This is a genomic window from Micromonospora sp. GCM10011541, from assembly GCF_042650725.1.
Classification (GTDB): Bacteria; Actinomycetota; Actinomycetes; order Mycobacteriales; family Micromonosporaceae; genus Micromonospora; species Micromonospora sicca.
The window spans coordinates 273,344-288,621 of the sequence record NZ_JBHSBP010000099.1 but is presented as its reverse complement, the minus strand read 5'-3'; the positions used below and the strand labels follow the sequence as shown (position 1 = coordinate 288,621).

The 15,278-nt window shown below is 71.4% G+C and carries 13 protein-coding genes; 6 read left to right on the top strand and 7 right to left on the bottom strand.

All coding sequences use genetic code 11. The features are described 5' to 3' along the window. Positions 1-97: 97 nt before the first annotated feature. Both ACFOYX_RS33535 and ACFOYX_RS33530 read left to right on the top strand, forming a co-directional pair. Complete coding sequence (locus ACFOYX_RS33535; protein ID WP_322438783.1) at positions 98-1,738, top strand: RecQ family ATP-dependent DNA helicase; 1,641 nt, start codon at positions 98-100, stop codon at positions 1,736-1,738. A 116-nt stretch (positions 1,739-1,854) separates the two neighbouring features. Beyond that, positions 1,855-4,080: a hypothetical protein gene (locus tag ACFOYX_RS33530; RefSeq protein ID WP_322438782.1), complete on the top strand. Its 2,226-nt coding sequence runs from the start codon at positions 1,855-1,857 to the stop codon at positions 4,078-4,080. A gap of 31 nt (positions 4,081-4,111) precedes the next feature. Here ACFOYX_RS33530 and ACFOYX_RS33525 read toward each other — a convergent pair whose 3' ends face one another. Both ACFOYX_RS33525 and ACFOYX_RS33520 read right to left on the bottom strand, forming a co-directional pair. After that, on the bottom strand, positions 4,112-4,780 hold the full coding sequence (locus tag ACFOYX_RS33525; protein WP_236648726.1) for a spermidine synthase: 669 nt from the start codon (positions 4,778-4,780) through the stop codon (positions 4,112-4,114). 79 nt (positions 4,781-4,859) lie between these two features. Then, positions 4,860-5,798, bottom strand: coding sequence for a threonine/serine dehydratase (locus tag ACFOYX_RS33520; protein WP_322438781.1), 939 nt, complete (start codon positions 5,796-5,798; stop codon positions 4,860-4,862). Between the two features lie 69 nt (positions 5,799-5,867). On the opposite strand from ACFOYX_RS33520, the gene ACFOYX_RS33515 reads away from it, so the two are divergent. The 3 genes from ACFOYX_RS33515 to ACFOYX_RS33505 all read left to right on the top strand — a co-directional run bounded on the left by ACFOYX_RS33515 (position 5,868) and on the right by ACFOYX_RS33505 (position 9,741). Continuing rightward, positions 5,868-6,758, top strand: coding sequence for a LysR family transcriptional regulator (locus ACFOYX_RS33515; RefSeq protein WP_322438780.1), 891 nt, complete (start codon positions 5,868-5,870; stop codon positions 6,756-6,758). Positions 6,759-6,813: 55 nt separating this feature from the next. Then, positions 6,814-9,285 (top strand): glycosyl hydrolase family 65 protein, encoded by a 2,472-nt coding sequence (locus tag ACFOYX_RS33510; RefSeq protein WP_322438779.1) that lies wholly within the window; start codon positions 6,814-6,816, stop codon positions 9,283-9,285. 123 nt (positions 9,286-9,408) lie between these two features. Then, positions 9,409-9,741 (top strand): nuclear transport factor 2 family protein, encoded by a 333-nt coding sequence (locus ACFOYX_RS33505; RefSeq protein WP_322438778.1) that lies wholly within the window; start codon positions 9,409-9,411, stop codon positions 9,739-9,741. 20 nt (positions 9,742-9,761) lie between these two features. Here the strand turns inward: ACFOYX_RS33505 and ACFOYX_RS33500 are convergent, their stop codons facing one another. Further along, positions 9,762-10,505, bottom strand: a complete 744-nt coding sequence (locus ACFOYX_RS33500; RefSeq protein ID WP_322438777.1) for an N-acetyltransferase — start codon at positions 10,503-10,505, stop codon at positions 9,762-9,764. Between the two features lie 182 nt (positions 10,506-10,687). Between ACFOYX_RS33500 and ACFOYX_RS33495 the strand changes: the two genes are divergently transcribed. Continuing rightward, a complete protein-coding gene (locus ACFOYX_RS33495; protein WP_322438776.1) occupies positions 10,688-11,701 on the top strand; it encodes an ornithine cyclodeaminase family protein in 1,014 nt (337 codons plus the stop codon). Positions 11,702-11,725: 24 nt separating this feature from the next. On the opposite strand, the gene ACFOYX_RS33490 is transcribed toward ACFOYX_RS33495, so the two are convergent. From ACFOYX_RS33490 to ACFOYX_RS33475, 4 genes are all read right to left on the bottom strand, one after another. Next, positions 11,726-12,193 (bottom strand): ATP-binding protein, encoded by a 468-nt coding sequence (locus ACFOYX_RS33490; protein WP_322438775.1) that lies wholly within the window; start codon positions 12,191-12,193, stop codon positions 11,726-11,728. 167 nt (positions 12,194-12,360) lie between these two features. Further along, on the bottom strand, positions 12,361-12,501 hold the full coding sequence (locus tag ACFOYX_RS33485) for a hypothetical protein (RefSeq protein WP_322438774.1): 141 nt from the start codon (positions 12,499-12,501) through the stop codon (positions 12,361-12,363). A gap of 133 nt (positions 12,502-12,634) precedes the next feature. Further along, positions 12,635-14,674 (bottom strand): multicopper oxidase family protein, encoded by a 2,040-nt coding sequence (locus ACFOYX_RS33480; RefSeq protein ID WP_322438829.1) that lies wholly within the window; start codon positions 14,672-14,674, stop codon positions 12,635-12,637. A gap of 20 nt (positions 14,675-14,694) precedes the next feature. Continuing rightward, a complete protein-coding gene (locus ACFOYX_RS33475; RefSeq protein WP_322475069.1) occupies positions 14,695-15,171 on the bottom strand; it encodes a DUF6220 domain-containing protein in 477 nt (158 codons plus the stop codon). Positions 15,172-15,278 lie beyond the last annotated feature (107 nt).

The following is a 15,278-nucleotide window of genomic DNA, read 5'->3' as shown; positions in this document are numbered from 1 at the left end:
CGGCTCGTCCGGCCCGACGGCGTGGCCGAGGACGAGGCGTACGACGGCCCTGGGATGATCTTATGTCCGTCAGTGCGGTTGGTTAGCATGCCCGGCGATGATGTTTCTATTCCCCTCCCTGCGGCTACGCCGCGCCGCCCGTAGACACTTCGGCTGGCAGAAGCTTCGAGCTACGCAGATGCGCGCGATGCGCGCGCTGCTGGCGGGCCGCGACACGCTGGTCGTGCTGCCAACCGGGGGCGGAAAGTCCGCCGTCTACCAGGTTCCCGCCACGCTGCTGCGCGGCCCCACGGTGGTGATCTCCCCGCTGCTGGCATTGCAGCAGGACCAGATCGGCAACCTCAACGAGCGGGCGGATCCTGCTTTGCGCGCTGTTCGGATCAGCTCCGCGGAGAGCCCGAGCAAGCAGGCCGCGGCGCTGGCCGAGCTGCGCTCGGGTGCCGCGAAATTCCTGTTCATCACGCCGGAGCAGCTCAGTTCCCCGGAGCGGCTGGCCGAGGTCCGCGCGCTGCGTCCGGCGCTGGTGGCGGTTGACGAGGCGCACTGCATCTCGTCGTGGGGGCATGATTTCCGCCCCGACTACCTCACACTCGGCCACCTCATCCGCGGCCTGGGACGCCCGCCGGTCGTGGCGTTGACCGCCACGGCATCGCCGCCGGTGCGCGAGGACATCACTGCGCGGCTCGGCATGCGCAAGCCGCGGCTGGTCCTGTCCGGGCTGGACCGTCCGAACCTTTTCGTGGCGGCGGCGCACTGCCCCAGCGAGGACTACCGCTGGCGCAGGCTGCTCACCCTGCTCAAGGAGACCGACCCGCCCGGCATCGTGTATGTGCCGACCCGGCGCGCCGCCGAGGAACTCGCGGAACGGCTGTCCGACGCGGGTTTTCCCGCACAGGCATACCACGGCGGTATGGCGGCCGGGGTGCGTCACCGCCGCCACGAAGACTTCCTCGCCGACCGGGTGCCGATCATGGTCGCCACGTCGGCGTTCGGCATGGGCATCGACAAGCAGAACCTCCGCTGGGTGGCACATGTGGCGCTGCCCGACTCACCGGACAGCTACCTGCAGGAGATCGGGCGGGCCGGGCGCGACGGTGAGCCCGCCCGGGCGTTGCTGCTCTACCGAGCCGAAGACGTTGCCCTGCAACGTTTCTTCAACGGCGGCGCGCCTGAACTGAAGGAACTGCGAGCGGTGGCGGCGGTCCTGCACAACGGCCCGGTGACGCGCAGCGCGCTGGCAAAGGCCACCGGCCTGGGGCAGCGCAAGGTCGCCAGCCACATCGGTCTGCTTGAGCAGGTCGGCGCGGTGACGGCAGGCGCCAAGGGCGAGCTCACCGTCCCTCGGTATGCGCCCCTGCCCGATCAGGCGGCTCGGGAGGCGCTGGCCGAGTACGCCCGCTATCAGGCCGGGCAGCGTTCCCGCACCGACATGATGCGCCGATTCGCCGAGAGCCGGGGCTGCCGTGTGCAGTCACTGCTGGGCTACTTCGGAGAGCAGCTGAGCCGTCCCTGCGGGCACTGCGACAACTGCCACGGCGGCACCTCCGAGGTGATCCCGGGCGACGGGCCGTACCCACTGCACAGCACCGTCCGGCACGCCAAATGGGGATCAGGCATGGTACTCGGGTACGAGAAGGACCGGATGACCGTGCTCTTCGACGATGTGGGCTACAAGACCCTGTCGGTCTCCGTCGTGCAGGCCCAGGGCCTGCTGGCGCTCGAGGCGAACCGCGGCTGAAGCCGCGGACAGGCAGTCCGCGTCCTCGGGCCGCAGGTTGACCGGCCGACGCCGCGTAGGGCGCGACGCAACGGGTAAGCGGCCGCGGCGAACAGACGACGGGACGGCAGGTGCCGGTGGAAACGACGGAGTTGCGGGTACCCGGCGTCGGCGGCTCCAGCGCGGAGGAGAGCCTCGATCGACCGATCGTGACGAGGGTGGCGGGCGACCAGAACGCAGGATTCTTCCGCCCCAAGGCGGGCTTCGGCGACCCGCGGGGACCCGGCGGGGTGCTGATCGAGGCCTACCGCTGGGGCAACCTGACCGGCGGCAGGGCCAGCCGGGCCTTCTCCCTGATGCTGCTGCTGCCGTTCATGCTGAGCAACATCGCGATCTGGATGCTGCCGCCGGCCGCGCCCGGCCCCGGGGCGGTCGGCCGCGCGGCCTGCCGGATGCTGGCCGGGACCCTGACCGCGATGTACGTGCTGTCGGTGACCGGCGTGGCGATCGACCTGGTCGCCTGGCAGTGCGCCGCCGACCCCCGGTGCACCGACGGCCGCCGGCCGATCTCCTGGATCGCCGGCGTGCAGCCGGGTCAGCGCGTGGCGCTGGCCGCCCTGGTGCCGATCGCCGCCGTCGCGGTCGTCTGGTGGCTCGGCGCGCGGTCGTGGCGGCTGTCCGAGGACGCCTCCGCCACAGCCGCGCCGGCTGGTCTCGGCGCGTTCCGGCTCGACGACCACGACTTCTGGGACAACCGGATCCTCCTGCGCCGGCTGCGGGAACTGCACGTCGCGATCGCCCTGGGCGCCGTCGACGTCGTCCTGCTCAGCGTGATCGCCCCGCACGACAACCGGAGGGCCGGCTACGGCCTGGTCGCCCTCACCGTCGCCGTCATGGTCGCCGCCACGGCGTTGCTCTGCCGCCCGGCCCGGCCCGGCCACCCGCACGACCGGCGGCTCGGACTGGCCAGTCGTACCGTGCTGGTGGCCATGCTGGTGGTCACCGCGCTGACCCTCGGTTACGCCGCCCTGCCCCGGTCCCGGTGGATCCCGGGGGCCGAGTTGCCCGGCTACGGCTCCCTGGTCGCCTGGCTCTACGTGAGCCAGGTCGTGCTGCTGCTGATCCTCAGCGCGCTCGTGATCCGCCGGCCGAGGCGGACGAGGACCGCGACGTTCCTCGGCGGCCTGGGCGCCCCCGTGGTCATCACCTTCGCCATCGGCCTCGGGGTGGCGTTCTCGTCCGCCCTCGTCTACACGGCCTCCGACTATCTCGACCGGGACGTCAACCCGACACCGCGCCGCCTGCTGCCGGCCGGGGTCCCACCGCTGCTACCGCCGCTGGCGTACCGGTGGGCCGCGATGGGCTTCTTCGTGGCCCTGCTGGTGACCGCGGTCGCCGCCCTCCTGCGCAGCCTGCTGACCAGGTGGCACCGGCGGCGGGTGGCGATGGAGATCCTGCGCCGCGACTTCCCGGACGCCCCGCCGGAATCGCACCCGCGGGTCCGCGCGGTGCGCAACGCCATCGCCCAGGCGCAGCTCACCGACCGGAGTTGGCCACTGCCCGCCGCGTACGCGGTCATCTTCGTGCTGATCCTCGGCTCCGCCGGACTGTCGCTCGCGGGCATCGGGCCGCGCGATCTGAGCCTCCGCATCGGGGGAGAGTCGCTGGCCCGAGCGACGGTGTTCGTCAGCCACCTGGGCACCAACCTGGCCGGGCTCTTCGCCATCGCGATGGCGGTCGCCGCGCTGCTGACCCACAAGCCGAGCGCGCGTACCCGCTTCGTCGGAGTGCTGTGGGACGTGGCCACGTTCTGGCCGCGCGCCGCCCACCCGCTCGCCCCGCCCTGCTATTCCGAACGCGCCGTACCGGAGCTCACCCGACGAATCCGGCACCTGACCAGCCACGACGGAACCCTGGTCCTCTCCGGGCACAGCCACGGCGCGGTCCTGGCGGCGGCAACCGTACTGCAACTGCAGCCTGCCTGCCTCGACCGGATCGCGCTGCTGACCCATGCCTCTCCGCTGCGCCGCCTCTACAGCAGGCTCTTCCCCGCGCACCTGGGCCACGCCACGCTGTGCGACATCGGCGACCGGGTGAGCTGGCGCTGGCTCAACCTGTGGCGGGACACCGACCCGATCGGTGGTTGGATCTTCGCCCCGGACCCGGGCCGCTCGATCGCCGGGAGGCCGACCGACCCGGCTGATCCGGCGAACATCGTGGATCGGCGGCTGCGTGACCCGCACGGGTTGCCGGCCCCGCCGGACGACACCGTGCCGCCACCGGTCCAGGGACACCGGTTCGGCCCCGACGACGACTTCGAGGCCGCCGTCCGCGACCTGGTGGCGCGACTGCGGGCGACCTGACTGGGACCTGAACCGGTAGGGCCTTCAGGAATCACGGATTGCCGGGGGCCGCACGGCGCGCCACGTAGACGGCGTCCGGTTCGCCGCGCGGCACCTCGACGAGGTGGGTGTCGACCGGACCGATGACCGCCTCCAGCCGGGCGGCGTACGCCGGCGCGGCCGAGGCGCTCCAGACGGCCAGCACGCCGTCGGCTGCGAGCCGGTCGCGCAGCAGGGCGGTGCCCGCGTCGTCGTACAGCGCGACGTTGGGCTGGAAGACGGTCCAGTCGGGGCCGTTGTCGATGTCGAGGCAGATGGCGTCGAAGACCTCCCGGGTGGTACGAAGCCAGGCCAGGAGGTCCTCGTTCACGATCCGCACCCGGGCGTCGTCGAGCGCCCCTCCGCTGTAGGCGGCCAGACGGTGGCGGTGCCAGTCGATGAGCGTCTCCTCGATCTCCACCACCACGATCTCCGCGGGCACGCTGGAGGCCGCGGCCTCGGCCAGCGAGAAGCCCACCCCCAGTCCGCCGATCAGCACCCGCGCCCCGGGCCGTACCAGGTTGAGCGCCTCGCGCACGAGCAGCCGCTCCGACGCTCCGGCCCGGGTGTCCATCAGGAACACGCCGTTGTCGACGATCTCGAAGTGCCCGCCGGACTGCCGAAGCACCAGCTCACCCCGGTCGGTCACCACCCGCTCGACTACGGTAACCGCCTCGTTCACCAGGCCAATCTATGGCACCGGGCTCTCCCGAGCCCGCGATATTCCAGCTGCCGGCCTGCCGGCAGGGCGGGCTGCCCGTTCACCGGCTCTCGCCGGTCGGGGACCAGTCGGCGTTGGCCCCGCAGACGACCAGGCAGGCGTGGTCGCCGGGGACCTGGCCGGCCAGCCAGGCCGCGAACGCGGCGGCGCCGGCCGGTTCCACGGCCAGCCGGAATTCCTCCCAGAGCCGGTCACGAGCGGCAATCTGGCGATCGTCGACGAGGGCCAGTTGCGGGGCGGTCGCCCCGAGGATCGCGTACGGGATCCGCCCGACCCGGCTCGCGCCGAGCGCGGACGCGGCCACCGAGTCGACCGGGCTGTCGACCGGTTGCCCGGCGGCAACCGCGGCGTGCAGGCTGGCACACCCGGCCGGCTCCACACCGACGACGGCGCGCGTCCCGACCGCCAGGCTCACCCCGGCGATCAGCCCGCCGCCGCCGACGGCAACCGCCACGGTGTCGCAGTCCGGCGCCTGGTCCACGATCTCCAGGCCCACCGTGCCCTGCCCGGCCACGACGTCGGGGTCGTCGTACGCGGGCAGGTAACGCAGTCCCTGCTCGGCGGCGTACGTCCGGGCGGCGAGTTCGGCCTCGGCGTACGACCGGCCGTGCCGGACCACGTCGGCACCGGTCGCGGCGATGCGCCGTTGCTTGGCCGGTGGCACCGTCTGCGGCACGTAGATCGTGGCCCGGACGCCGAGCAGCCGGGCGCCGGCGGCCACGCCGAGCCCGTGGTTGCCGCCCGAGGCGGTCACCACCCGGCCGGTGCCCGGCCCGCTCAGCAGCGCGTTCAGCGCGCCGCGGACCTTGAACGAGCCGGTGAGTTGCAGGTGTTCCAGCTTCAGCGTCAGCCGGCGGCCGTCCACGTCCGCTTCCAGTACGGGCGTACGCCGGATGTGCGGCGCGATCCGCTCGGCGGCCCGTCGGACGTCCTCGGCCGCCGGCAGCGTCGCCGCCCCGATCTGTGCGTGTCGGATCATGCTCCTACTCTGCCCGTCCTCGGCCCATAAGCTGGAGCGGGACTTACTAACGGGAAGTAAGGAACGCTAATGGGACTGGACGTGGAGCGGCTGCGAGTCCTCGTCGAGGTCGCCCACGCCGGCTCGATCGCGGCGGCGGCCAAGCGCATGGGATTCACCGCCTCGGCCCTGTCCCAGCAACTGGCGAAGCTGGAACGGGAGGTCGGCGATCGCCTCGTCGACCGCGGACCCGGCGGGGTACGGCCGACCGCGACCGGCGAGCTGCTGGTCCGGCACGGGGAAGGTGTCCTCGGCGCTCTCCACGACGCCGAAGAGGCCGTCCGGGGCGCCCGCCGGCTGCCCCGTGAGCACCTGTCCGTCGGCACGTTCGCCAGCGCCGGTAAGGCGCTCGTCCCCACCGCACTGGCCACGTTCCGCCGCGCCCACCCGCAGGTGCGCCTCACCCTGCTGGACATCGAGCCGCCCGACGGGTACGGCCTGGTCACCTCCGGCGACCTCGATCTGCTGATCACGCATCGCTACCCCGACGTGCCGCTGCCGCCCGCCACCGGCCTGCACCGGGCGCACCTGATGGCCGACCCGCTGCGGCTCGTGCTGCCCACCGGCCACCGCCACGCCGGCACCGACCGGCTGACGTTGGCCGGGCTCGCCACCGACGAGTGGATCTCCGGCGGGCCCGGGGTGCCCAACCGGGTGGCCCTGGACGGGGCGGCCCGACGGGCCGGCGTCGAGCTGCGCGTGTCCTACGAGACCCGGGACTACGCGGTCACCCTCGCCCTCGTCAGCGCCGGCATCGGCGTCGCCGTCGTCCCGGACACCACCCTGCGCTCCGCCGAACCGGGTGACTACGTCGTCCGCGACCTCGACCAGCCGATCGCCCGCGACATCTTCCTCGTGCACCGCCCGCGCCCACGGCCACCCGTCTCCGACATGGTCGCCCACCTCCAGGGCGTCACCTGACCGGCCACCCCTCCTCGAGTTTGGCGAGCCCGAGCCGGGGAAAGGGCAGCGCGCCGTGGGAGAGGAGTACCGGGTGCCGGCGGACGTGGACCCTGGGTGTGAGCTGTGCACCGAGAGTCTGCCGGGCGGCTGGGTGTTGGCGTACCGGAACGGTGACGGACCGGGTGAAGGTACGCGGGAGACGATGCTGACCCTGGGCAACGGGTACCTGGCCACCCGGGGGGCGGCTCCGGAGGCCTGGGCCGACGGGGTCCACTATCCCGGCACCTACCTGGCCGGTTTCCACAACCGGCTCTCCGGCACCGGCCTGCCGGACGGCACGGAGAGCATCGTCAACCTGCCGAACTGGCTGCCGTTGACGTTCCGTCCCGCCGGCGGGGACTGGCTCGCACCGGGGCAGGGGCACCGCGTGCACGAGCACCGGGCGCTGGATCTGCGGTGCGGGCTGTACCGCCGGGAACTGCTCGTGGTCGACCGGGACCAGCGGCGGACCCGGATCCGCCAGCGACGACTGGTGTCGATGGCGAATCCCCATCTGGCGGCGCTGGAGACGAGCATCGTCGCGGAGAACTGGTCGGGCCGGTTGGAGATCAGGTCGGGCATCGACGGTCGGGTGGTCAACGCGAACGCGCCGGCGGAAGCGGGCGGTTGCGGCCGGCACCTCACCGACGTGGCCACCGGCGAGGACGACGGGGAGACCATCTGGTTGACGGCGGTGACCACCTGCGCACGGCACCAGGTGGCCGTCACCGCGCGCACCAGAATCACCGACACCGCCGTCGCCCACAGCACGCCGGCCGCCGTCCACGAGCCGGACGACGTGAGTCAGATCATCGGGATCGACGTGACGCCCGGCGAACCGGTCTGCGTGGAGAAGACCGTTGCGGTGTTCTCCACCCAGGACCTGGCGGTGTCCGAACCGTTGACGGCCGCACTCGAAGAGCTGCGCTACGCCGGGACGTTCGGCGCCTTGCTGGCCGAGCACGCCGCCGCCTGGGCCCGCCTGTGGGAGCGTTTCCGGCTCGATGTCGGCGAGGAGCACGCCTGGCAGTTGTCGGTACGGGTGCAGACTTTCCATCTGTTGCAGACGCTGTCGCCGCACACCCTCGATCTGGACGCGGGCGTGCCCGCGCGAGGGCTGCACGGCGAGGGCTACCACGGACACATCTTCTGGGACGAGCTGTTCGTCTACCCGTACCTCAATCTGCGGTTCCCGGAGCTGACCCGGGCCCTGCTGAAGTACCGGCACCGGCGGCTGACCGCGGCGCGGCGGCAGGCGGCCACGGCGGGCATGGCAGGTGCGCTGTTTCCCTGGCAGAGCGGTGACAGCGGCCGGGATGAGAGCCCCGACTGTTCGCCATCGCCCGTGACCGGACAGTCGGTGGACGACTACACCGGCCGGCAGCAGCACGTCAACCTGGCCGTGGCCTACTGCGTGTGGCGGTACTGGGAGACGACCGGTGACCTGTCCTTCCTCGCCGGGTGCGGGCTGGAACTGCTGACCGAGACGGCGCGACTCTGGGCCGGACTGGCCACCTACCAGCCGTCCGACGACCGGTACGACATCCGCGGCGTGATGGGACCCGACGAGTACCACGACGGGTACCCGGGCCGGCCCGGCCAGGGCCTGGACAACTCGGCGTACATCAACGTGATGGTCGCGTGGGTGCTCGGCCGCGCCGACGAGGCCACCGCGATCCTCAGCCGGCATCCCGGCATGATGCCCTGGCCCGACGTCGCCGCGACGGACGACGAATGCCGCCGGTGGCGATACATCGCGCGCCGACTACGGCTGGCCTTCCTCGACGACGGGATCCTCGCCCAGTTCGAAGGGTACGGCGATCTGGCGGAACTGGACTGGGACCGGTACCGGCGGCGGTACGGCGACCTGCGGCTGCTGGGGTCGATGCTGCAGGCCGAGGGCAAGGACCCGAACCGCTACAAGATCTCCAAGCAGGCCGACGTGCTCATGCTGCTCTACCTGTTCAGCGCCGACGAACTCGCCGGGCTGGTGCGGGGCCTCGGCTACGATTTCGACCCGGCCCGAATCCCCGCCACCGTCGACTACTACCTGTCCCGCACGGCACACGGATCCACCCTGAGCCGGGTCGCGCACGCGTGGGTCCTGGCCCGGACGGACCGTCGTCAATCCTTCGAGATGCTGCTGACCGCGCTCGGCACCGATCTCGCGGATCCGGAGCACAGCTCGACGCGCAACGGCATACATCTCGGCGCCACCGCCGGAGCGCTGGACATCCTGCAACGGTGCTACACCGGACTGGAGGTCCGCGGCGACATGCTCCGGCTCAACCCGCTGCTGCCGGACGGGCTCGACGGGCTCGACTGCGTGATCCGTTATCAGAACCAGCTGATTTCCCTGCACGTGGATCACGAGCGGTTGCAGATCTGCGCCGCCCCCGGAGCGGACCAGCCCGTCCAGGTGGCCGTGTGGGGCAGGTCCTTTTCGCTCGCTCCCGGCTCGACCGTCACCGTCGAGCTGGACCCTCCGCCCGGGGCGGCAGCGTGACCGCCGCGCACGCTCAAGCTCTCGCCGGCCGGCCGGCCGGCACCGGCCGGGCCGGCGCCGGCGACGGCGGGAATGACCGGTGTCTCGTCGGGTAAGCGGGCGGCGACACGCGAGGAGAGCGACATGACCCAAACCGTTCCCGACGTGATCGTCCGCTACTACCAGTTGACGGCCGAGCCCGACGTCGACGCCTTCGTCGGCTGCTTCACCGACGACGCGATCGTCGCCGACGAGGACCGGACCTACGAGGGCCCGGCGGCGATCCGGGCCTGGCGCGAGCGGACCGCGGCCGAGTTCGACTACAGGGCCATACCGGAGGCCGTCGCGGAAGAGGCCGGTGGCAACCTGGTCGTCACGACACTGGTCACGGGCACGTTTCCGGGCAGCCCGGTCCGACTGCGCCACCGGTTCACGCTGCGCGACGGGCTGATCGGCGCCCTGGACATCCGGCCGTAGGGCAGCCGTCCCGGCCTCGCCTACAGCCGGTGGCGGACCCAGACGTTGGGTTCGACGTAGACGGCGTGGTCGTGCGCCACGTCGCAGTGCACCGGCACCAGGGCTCCCGGTACGAGCACCGGCCCGCTGGCGTCGAACGGCAGGCCGGTCCAGGAGCGCCACTCGGCGAGCGTCCCGCTGATCATCATCGACCGGGTGGCGACCCGCTCGATGCGCCCACCCGCCTGTACGTGCACCCGCAGCCACGGGTCGACGGGCAGGCCGTCCTCGCGGACCTGCGCCGCGTACGCGGTCATCGGCAGCTCGGGGCGGGTGTGCTTGCCGCTCGGGCGGACCGGGGCGACCAGGGTGTCGTAGCCGAGTTCGGCGACGGCCTGCCGCATGGCGGCGAGCATCAGGGCGGAAAGCCCCGCGGCGCGCCGGTCGGGCCGGATGCAGATCTCGATGGCCGAGACGATGTTCGGGGTCGTGCCGGTGAGCCGGGTGATGGCGGCCCGCTGGATCACCCGGTCCCAGCCGCCGTCGGGAAGCTCCGGCTCCGTCCAGCGCAACGGCACGGCGTACGCCCGGGCGACGGCGCGACCGGGCTCGGCGGAGTCGACGGCCGCGAACACGAACTCCGGGTAGAGGTCGTGGGCGACGTTGTAGTACACCGCGCCCATCGGGTCCCAGAGCATGAACTGCGGCCACGCCCCGTCGAAATCCTCGTCCAGCAGGGGAGCGAGGTCCGGCCGCTCCCCCAAGCTCACGATGTCGATCGTCACGCGCGGAACCGTAGAGCGCCGAGCCGCGCACCGCACCTCAATTCGCGACTACGGGGTGGCGGTCAGCACGGCGTCGGCCGACTGGAGGCGGATCGCGCTGACGTTCGTGCCCCCGATGGGATCCGTGATCGACCGGATGGAAATGTCGGCGCCCTCGAGTTCTTCACATAGCGTCGGGCGCTATGAACGAGATCAACGAGGATCCCACTCGCTCCGCCCCTCCTGTCCGGCAGTTTGTCGGAATGCACCTGATCTCCGGAGACGACGTCGCGGAGATTCCGATCCGGGACGCGGTCAACGCCCTGGAGACCGCCCTCCGCGGTGGCCTCGATCCCGAGCAGGACACACCCCGTTCCCGGGTGACCACCCAGGCCGGCGAACTGCTCGTCATGCCGTCCACCCAGGGAACGTTCTCGGGCGTGAAGCTGCTCTCCAGCACCCCGGACAATCCCCGCCACGGACCGCCGCTCATCCAGGGGGCGTTCATCCTCTTCGAAGGTCCCGAGCAACGTGCGGCCGCCATCATCGACGGTGTCGCCCTGACAAACCTGCGCACCCCCGCGGTCTCCGCGCTCGCCGTACGACACCTCCTGCCCGGCAAGGGGGCCGGCCCGCTCCGGCTCACGGTGTTCGGTACCGGACCGCAGGCGCGCGGCCACGCGGAGGCGATGCTCGCGCTGCACGAGATCAGCGAGGTCTCGCTCGTGGGACGCGACAGCGCACGCCGCGACCGTCTCGCCGCGCACCTCGCCGGCACCGGCGTCCCGCTACGGGTGTCCGGCCCCGACGCGTCCGCGGCGGCGGTGGAGCAGGCGGACATCATCTGCTGCTGCACGAGCGCACCGGCGCCGCTCTTCGACGGCACCCTGGTCAAGGCGGACGCCGTTGTCGTCGCGATCGGCTCACACTCCCCGCGCATGCGTGAGGTCGACGACCAACTCGTCAACCGCGCGAGCGTCGTCGTCGAATCTCGCGCCAGCGCGTTACGCGAGGCGGGCGACGTCGTGATCCCCCTGGCCGCCGGCGTCGTGCGCGAGGAGGACCTGTACGCGCTGCGCGACGTCGTGACCGGCAGCGCGCAGATGTCCACCGGTGGACCCAGGCTGTTCAAGGGGACCGGCATGCCGTGGCAGGACCTCGTGGTCGGCGCCGAGATCTACCGCAGCTACGTCACCGCGCACGACGGTGCCCCTTGATCCGGGGAGGTGCGGTGTCACCCCTCAGCCTGGCATCGGCTCGACCTGGAACCCGCCCCTGCCGTCGAACCGGACTTCGTACAGCCGGTCGAATCCATCGGCCCGCCGAGGGCGTCGGAGCCGCTTGAGCGTGTCATACAGCCCAACGTCCGGCACCCGGGCTCGATCCTCGCGCGCCGCGTTGCGGTCCAGCGCCGCAGGCAGATCGGGCGGGAACCAGTACCCGACCGTCATCGCGCCGTGGGCGCGGGCAGCCTCGATCAGCGGTTGCCACTCGTGAGGTGAGGGATTGGTGTTGTCCACCACGACGCAATGCCTCGTGGCCAGGGCCTCGTTGACCAGCCGCATCTGACGGCTTTGGCGATGGCGGGCATTCGGGAAGGCGTCCTTGCTGACCACCACATGATTGTCGGTCAGCAGGCGGCGGCGAAACGTTGTCTTGCCCGACGCCTGCAGACCGATCAAGATCGCCAGTTCCAGCCGATCAACCACAGACCGCCTCCGGTACCCGCATCGCAGTCACCGGGAAGTGCTGCGGGGCGAGCGGTGAGCGTTGTTGTCCCGCCGTCCGTCAGGGCCGCCCGGCGGGCGGTTCAGCCTGATTATCGCCCGCCCCGAGAGTTTTTTGGTGGCTGGTGGGGCGGACCGGTGGGACCGCGTCACAAGTCGACCCTGTGGGTGTCGAAGAGCCGCAGCAGCGGTGCGGTGTCCTGCGGTGCGTTGCGCAGCCGAGCGAGAAGCAAGGACTCAGCTATTTCCTCCAGGGTCGCGGCGATGACGTCCAGGTCCGCCCGACGCAAGGAGGGGACTTTGCGGGCCAGGCGCCGCAGTTCGGCATCGATGACGGTGCGGCTGTGGCGGTATACCTGGGCAACGAAATCCGACCTGGGATCGTCCGGGCACCGGGCGGCGTGTCGAGTAGGGCACGGTGGATCAGTGTCCATGCCGTGGACTCCTGCCCGTTCCGGTGTGGGGGGTGTGCGAGCCGCCGAATGGCGTGGTGACTCCGTCATAGTGGAGTTGCAGCATCATCCCCTGATGTGCGTGGGGCAGATTGTGACAATGGTTCATCCAGATCCCGGGGTTCGTGGCCACGAATGCCACCTCCCACACCTGCCCGGGACGGACATCGAACGTGTCCATCCACAGTGGGCTGCCCGACGACGGCCTACCGTCCGTGGACATGATCAGCACGGGATGGCCGTGCAGATGCCAGGGGTGAGTCTCCAGGCTCCGGTTGACCACGGTGAACCGGACGATGTCGCCTTCGGTGACGAGCTGATCAGCGATCGACGGGTGGCCACGGCCGTTGACGGTCTGCGCATACGCCGGCGCACCGTCGACCATGGCCACCGCACGGTCCAGGACGATCGTGAAGTGCCGGTCGGCCTTGCTGGCATCCAACGGCACCGCGGCCGGCTCTCCGTACTGCAGAAGGTCGAGCTCCGGCCAGCCGGAGGTGTCCTCGACGGCCGGATCCTCACCGGCGGCGGCGCCATCTGGACGCAGCCGCACGCCGCCGTCGTGATCGTGGTCGACAACGAGCGCCACCGCGGTGTCCGGCATGGCGAAGACCAGGTCGTGCCGTCCGCCCGCGGGCAGGCGAAGTCCCACATCACGAACCTCGCCAGGTTGGTGGAGATCCCGGCCGTCGACGGCCGTCACCCGGAAGGGCGTGCCGGCCAGCGTGAACCGGTGTGGATCCGAGTCGGTGTTGATCAACCGCAACCGCACGGGCGTACCGGCCGGCGCGGTCTGTTCGGTACGCCCGTCCTGACCGGCGATCACCACGGTGCCGTCGAATGTGTGCACCGGCAGAGTCAGATCCAGGTGCTGTGCGGGAGCGGGCTCGTCCGCCTGCTGCGTGTCGCGTGGTGTCACGACGAGGGTCCCGTACAGCCCCTTGCGCACGCCACGGTGCGAGGCCTGGTGGGTGTGGTACCAGTAGGTTCCCACCTGATCGGCGCGGAAGCGGTAGACGAACTCCTCGCCGGGTGCCACCACGTCCTGGGTCACGCCCGGTGCGCCGTCTTCACCACACGCCACGTCGTAGCCGTGCCAGTGCAGGGTCACTCCGTCGTCGATGTCGGTGTTGCGCAGCGTCACCTCGATCAGATCGCCGACGGTGGCGGTGATCGGCGGACCGGGGGCCCGGCCGTTGTAGGTCCATGCCTGGATCTCACGTCCCGACGGGAGCCGGACGGTGGCGGTCTGCGCGGTGAGTACGTACTCCCGCCTCGTGCCGCCCGGCGCCGGTGCGCCGGCCCCCCGCAGGTCGGCCACGGACACGGCCGCTCCGGAGTTGGACGGCCGCCCGGGACCGCCTCCGGTGGTGACGGATTCAGCCGGCATGAACAACAGGCCGACGCCGGTTGTGCCGGTACTCGCCACGACTGCTCCCCCCGCCAAGCTGATGAACCGGCGGCGCGAGAACCCCGGCTCTCCGTTCGGTGCCTGTATGGGCGCGATGTCGGCGTCGCCGGTGCTGTCGGCCGGCGTCGCTGCGACGCGCGCGGTCAGCAGCGCGGTCGCGCAGACGAGGGAACTGGCGATCAATGCGGTGCTCCAGGTCAGGGGGTACCCGGCCAGGAAGGTCACCACGAGCCCGGCCAGGGCCGCGTATCCGGCGGTGAGCAGCAGGACCACGCTGCTTGCCGGTATCCCGTCGCCCGACGCCCGGCTGGCGAGTATCCCGGCTTCGGGCGCGCTCCTCGCCGCCGTGAGCAGCCGCGGGCCGGCGATCAGGACGGCGGCCACCCCGGCGGCTGCCAGCATCGGCAGGCCCAGCAGCAGCTTCTCCTGGACGAACCACCAGCCCCGAGCGGCCAGCATCGCCACCGTGGTCACCCGGGCAAGGGTTACTAGCACAGCCGCAGCGAGAAGGCCGAGCGCCAGCCGGGCGCGCCGGAAGGCCACAGCGACGCCGGCCGTGAGCCATGCGGCGACGCTCAGCAGCGCGACCGCATGGTCCACGATGATCAACTGACCCGTTGTCATGATGCCGGCTGAGCCGATCCGGTTGCTGGTCCGGGCATCCCCGCGTCGTCGCCCGCGCCGGCCGGTCGATCGGTCACCGCGGGCCCCGGCAGCGCTCGCGCCTGCCGGACGATCATCCCGACCACGGCCATGATGACCAGACCGTTGACCGCGTGCAGACCGAAGACGAGCTGGCCGACCGTTGCGCTGTCCCCGTCGTCGAACGCCTTGGCGAGTTGCGCGATGACAACCTGGACCACGGTCAGCCCAGCGACCAGACCGGCCATCCCGACCAGTCGCCCTGGCATCCGGGCGAGCGCGGCGACGATTGCCATCAGGACCGGCAAGAGGAAGATCACGTACCCCAGCGCGCGATGCGGCCGGAAGGACTCGTCGTTGGGCGCGGTGCTGAACGCGCCGCTCCCGGCAAAGTAGAACTCTGCTACGACGGCCAGCATCAGCAGGATCGCCAGGCCGGCAAATACTCTCCGCACAATGTGCTCCTTCAGGTTGGTTGAGTCACGAGATGTGATTCGGGCGTCGCCGCCCTGTGGACGACGGCTCGTGGCCGACTGTGACAGCTGGCCGTCGTACCGGCGGG

What these genes read in the sequence shown, in the direction of transcription:
- ACFOYX_RS33515 (WP_322438780.1), top strand. Translation starts at nt 5,868, where the DNA reads ATGGGACTGGACGTGGAGCGGCTGCGAGTCCTCGTCGAGGTCGCCCAC.
- ACFOYX_RS33520 (WP_322438781.1), bottom strand. Translation starts at nt 5,798, where the DNA reads ATGATCCGACACGCACAGATCGGGGCGGCGACGCTGCCGGCGGCCGAG.
- ACFOYX_RS33535 (WP_322438783.1), top strand. Translation starts at nt 98, where the DNA reads ATGATGTTTCTATTCCCCTCCCTGCGGCTACGCCGCGCCGCCCGTAGA.
- ACFOYX_RS33495 (WP_322438776.1), top strand. Translation starts at nt 10,688, where the DNA reads ATGAACGAGATCAACGAGGATCCCACTCGCTCCGCCCCTCCTGTCCGG.
- ACFOYX_RS33505 (WP_322438778.1), top strand. Translation starts at nt 9,409, where the DNA reads ATGACCCAAACCGTTCCCGACGTGATCGTCCGCTACTACCAGTTGACG.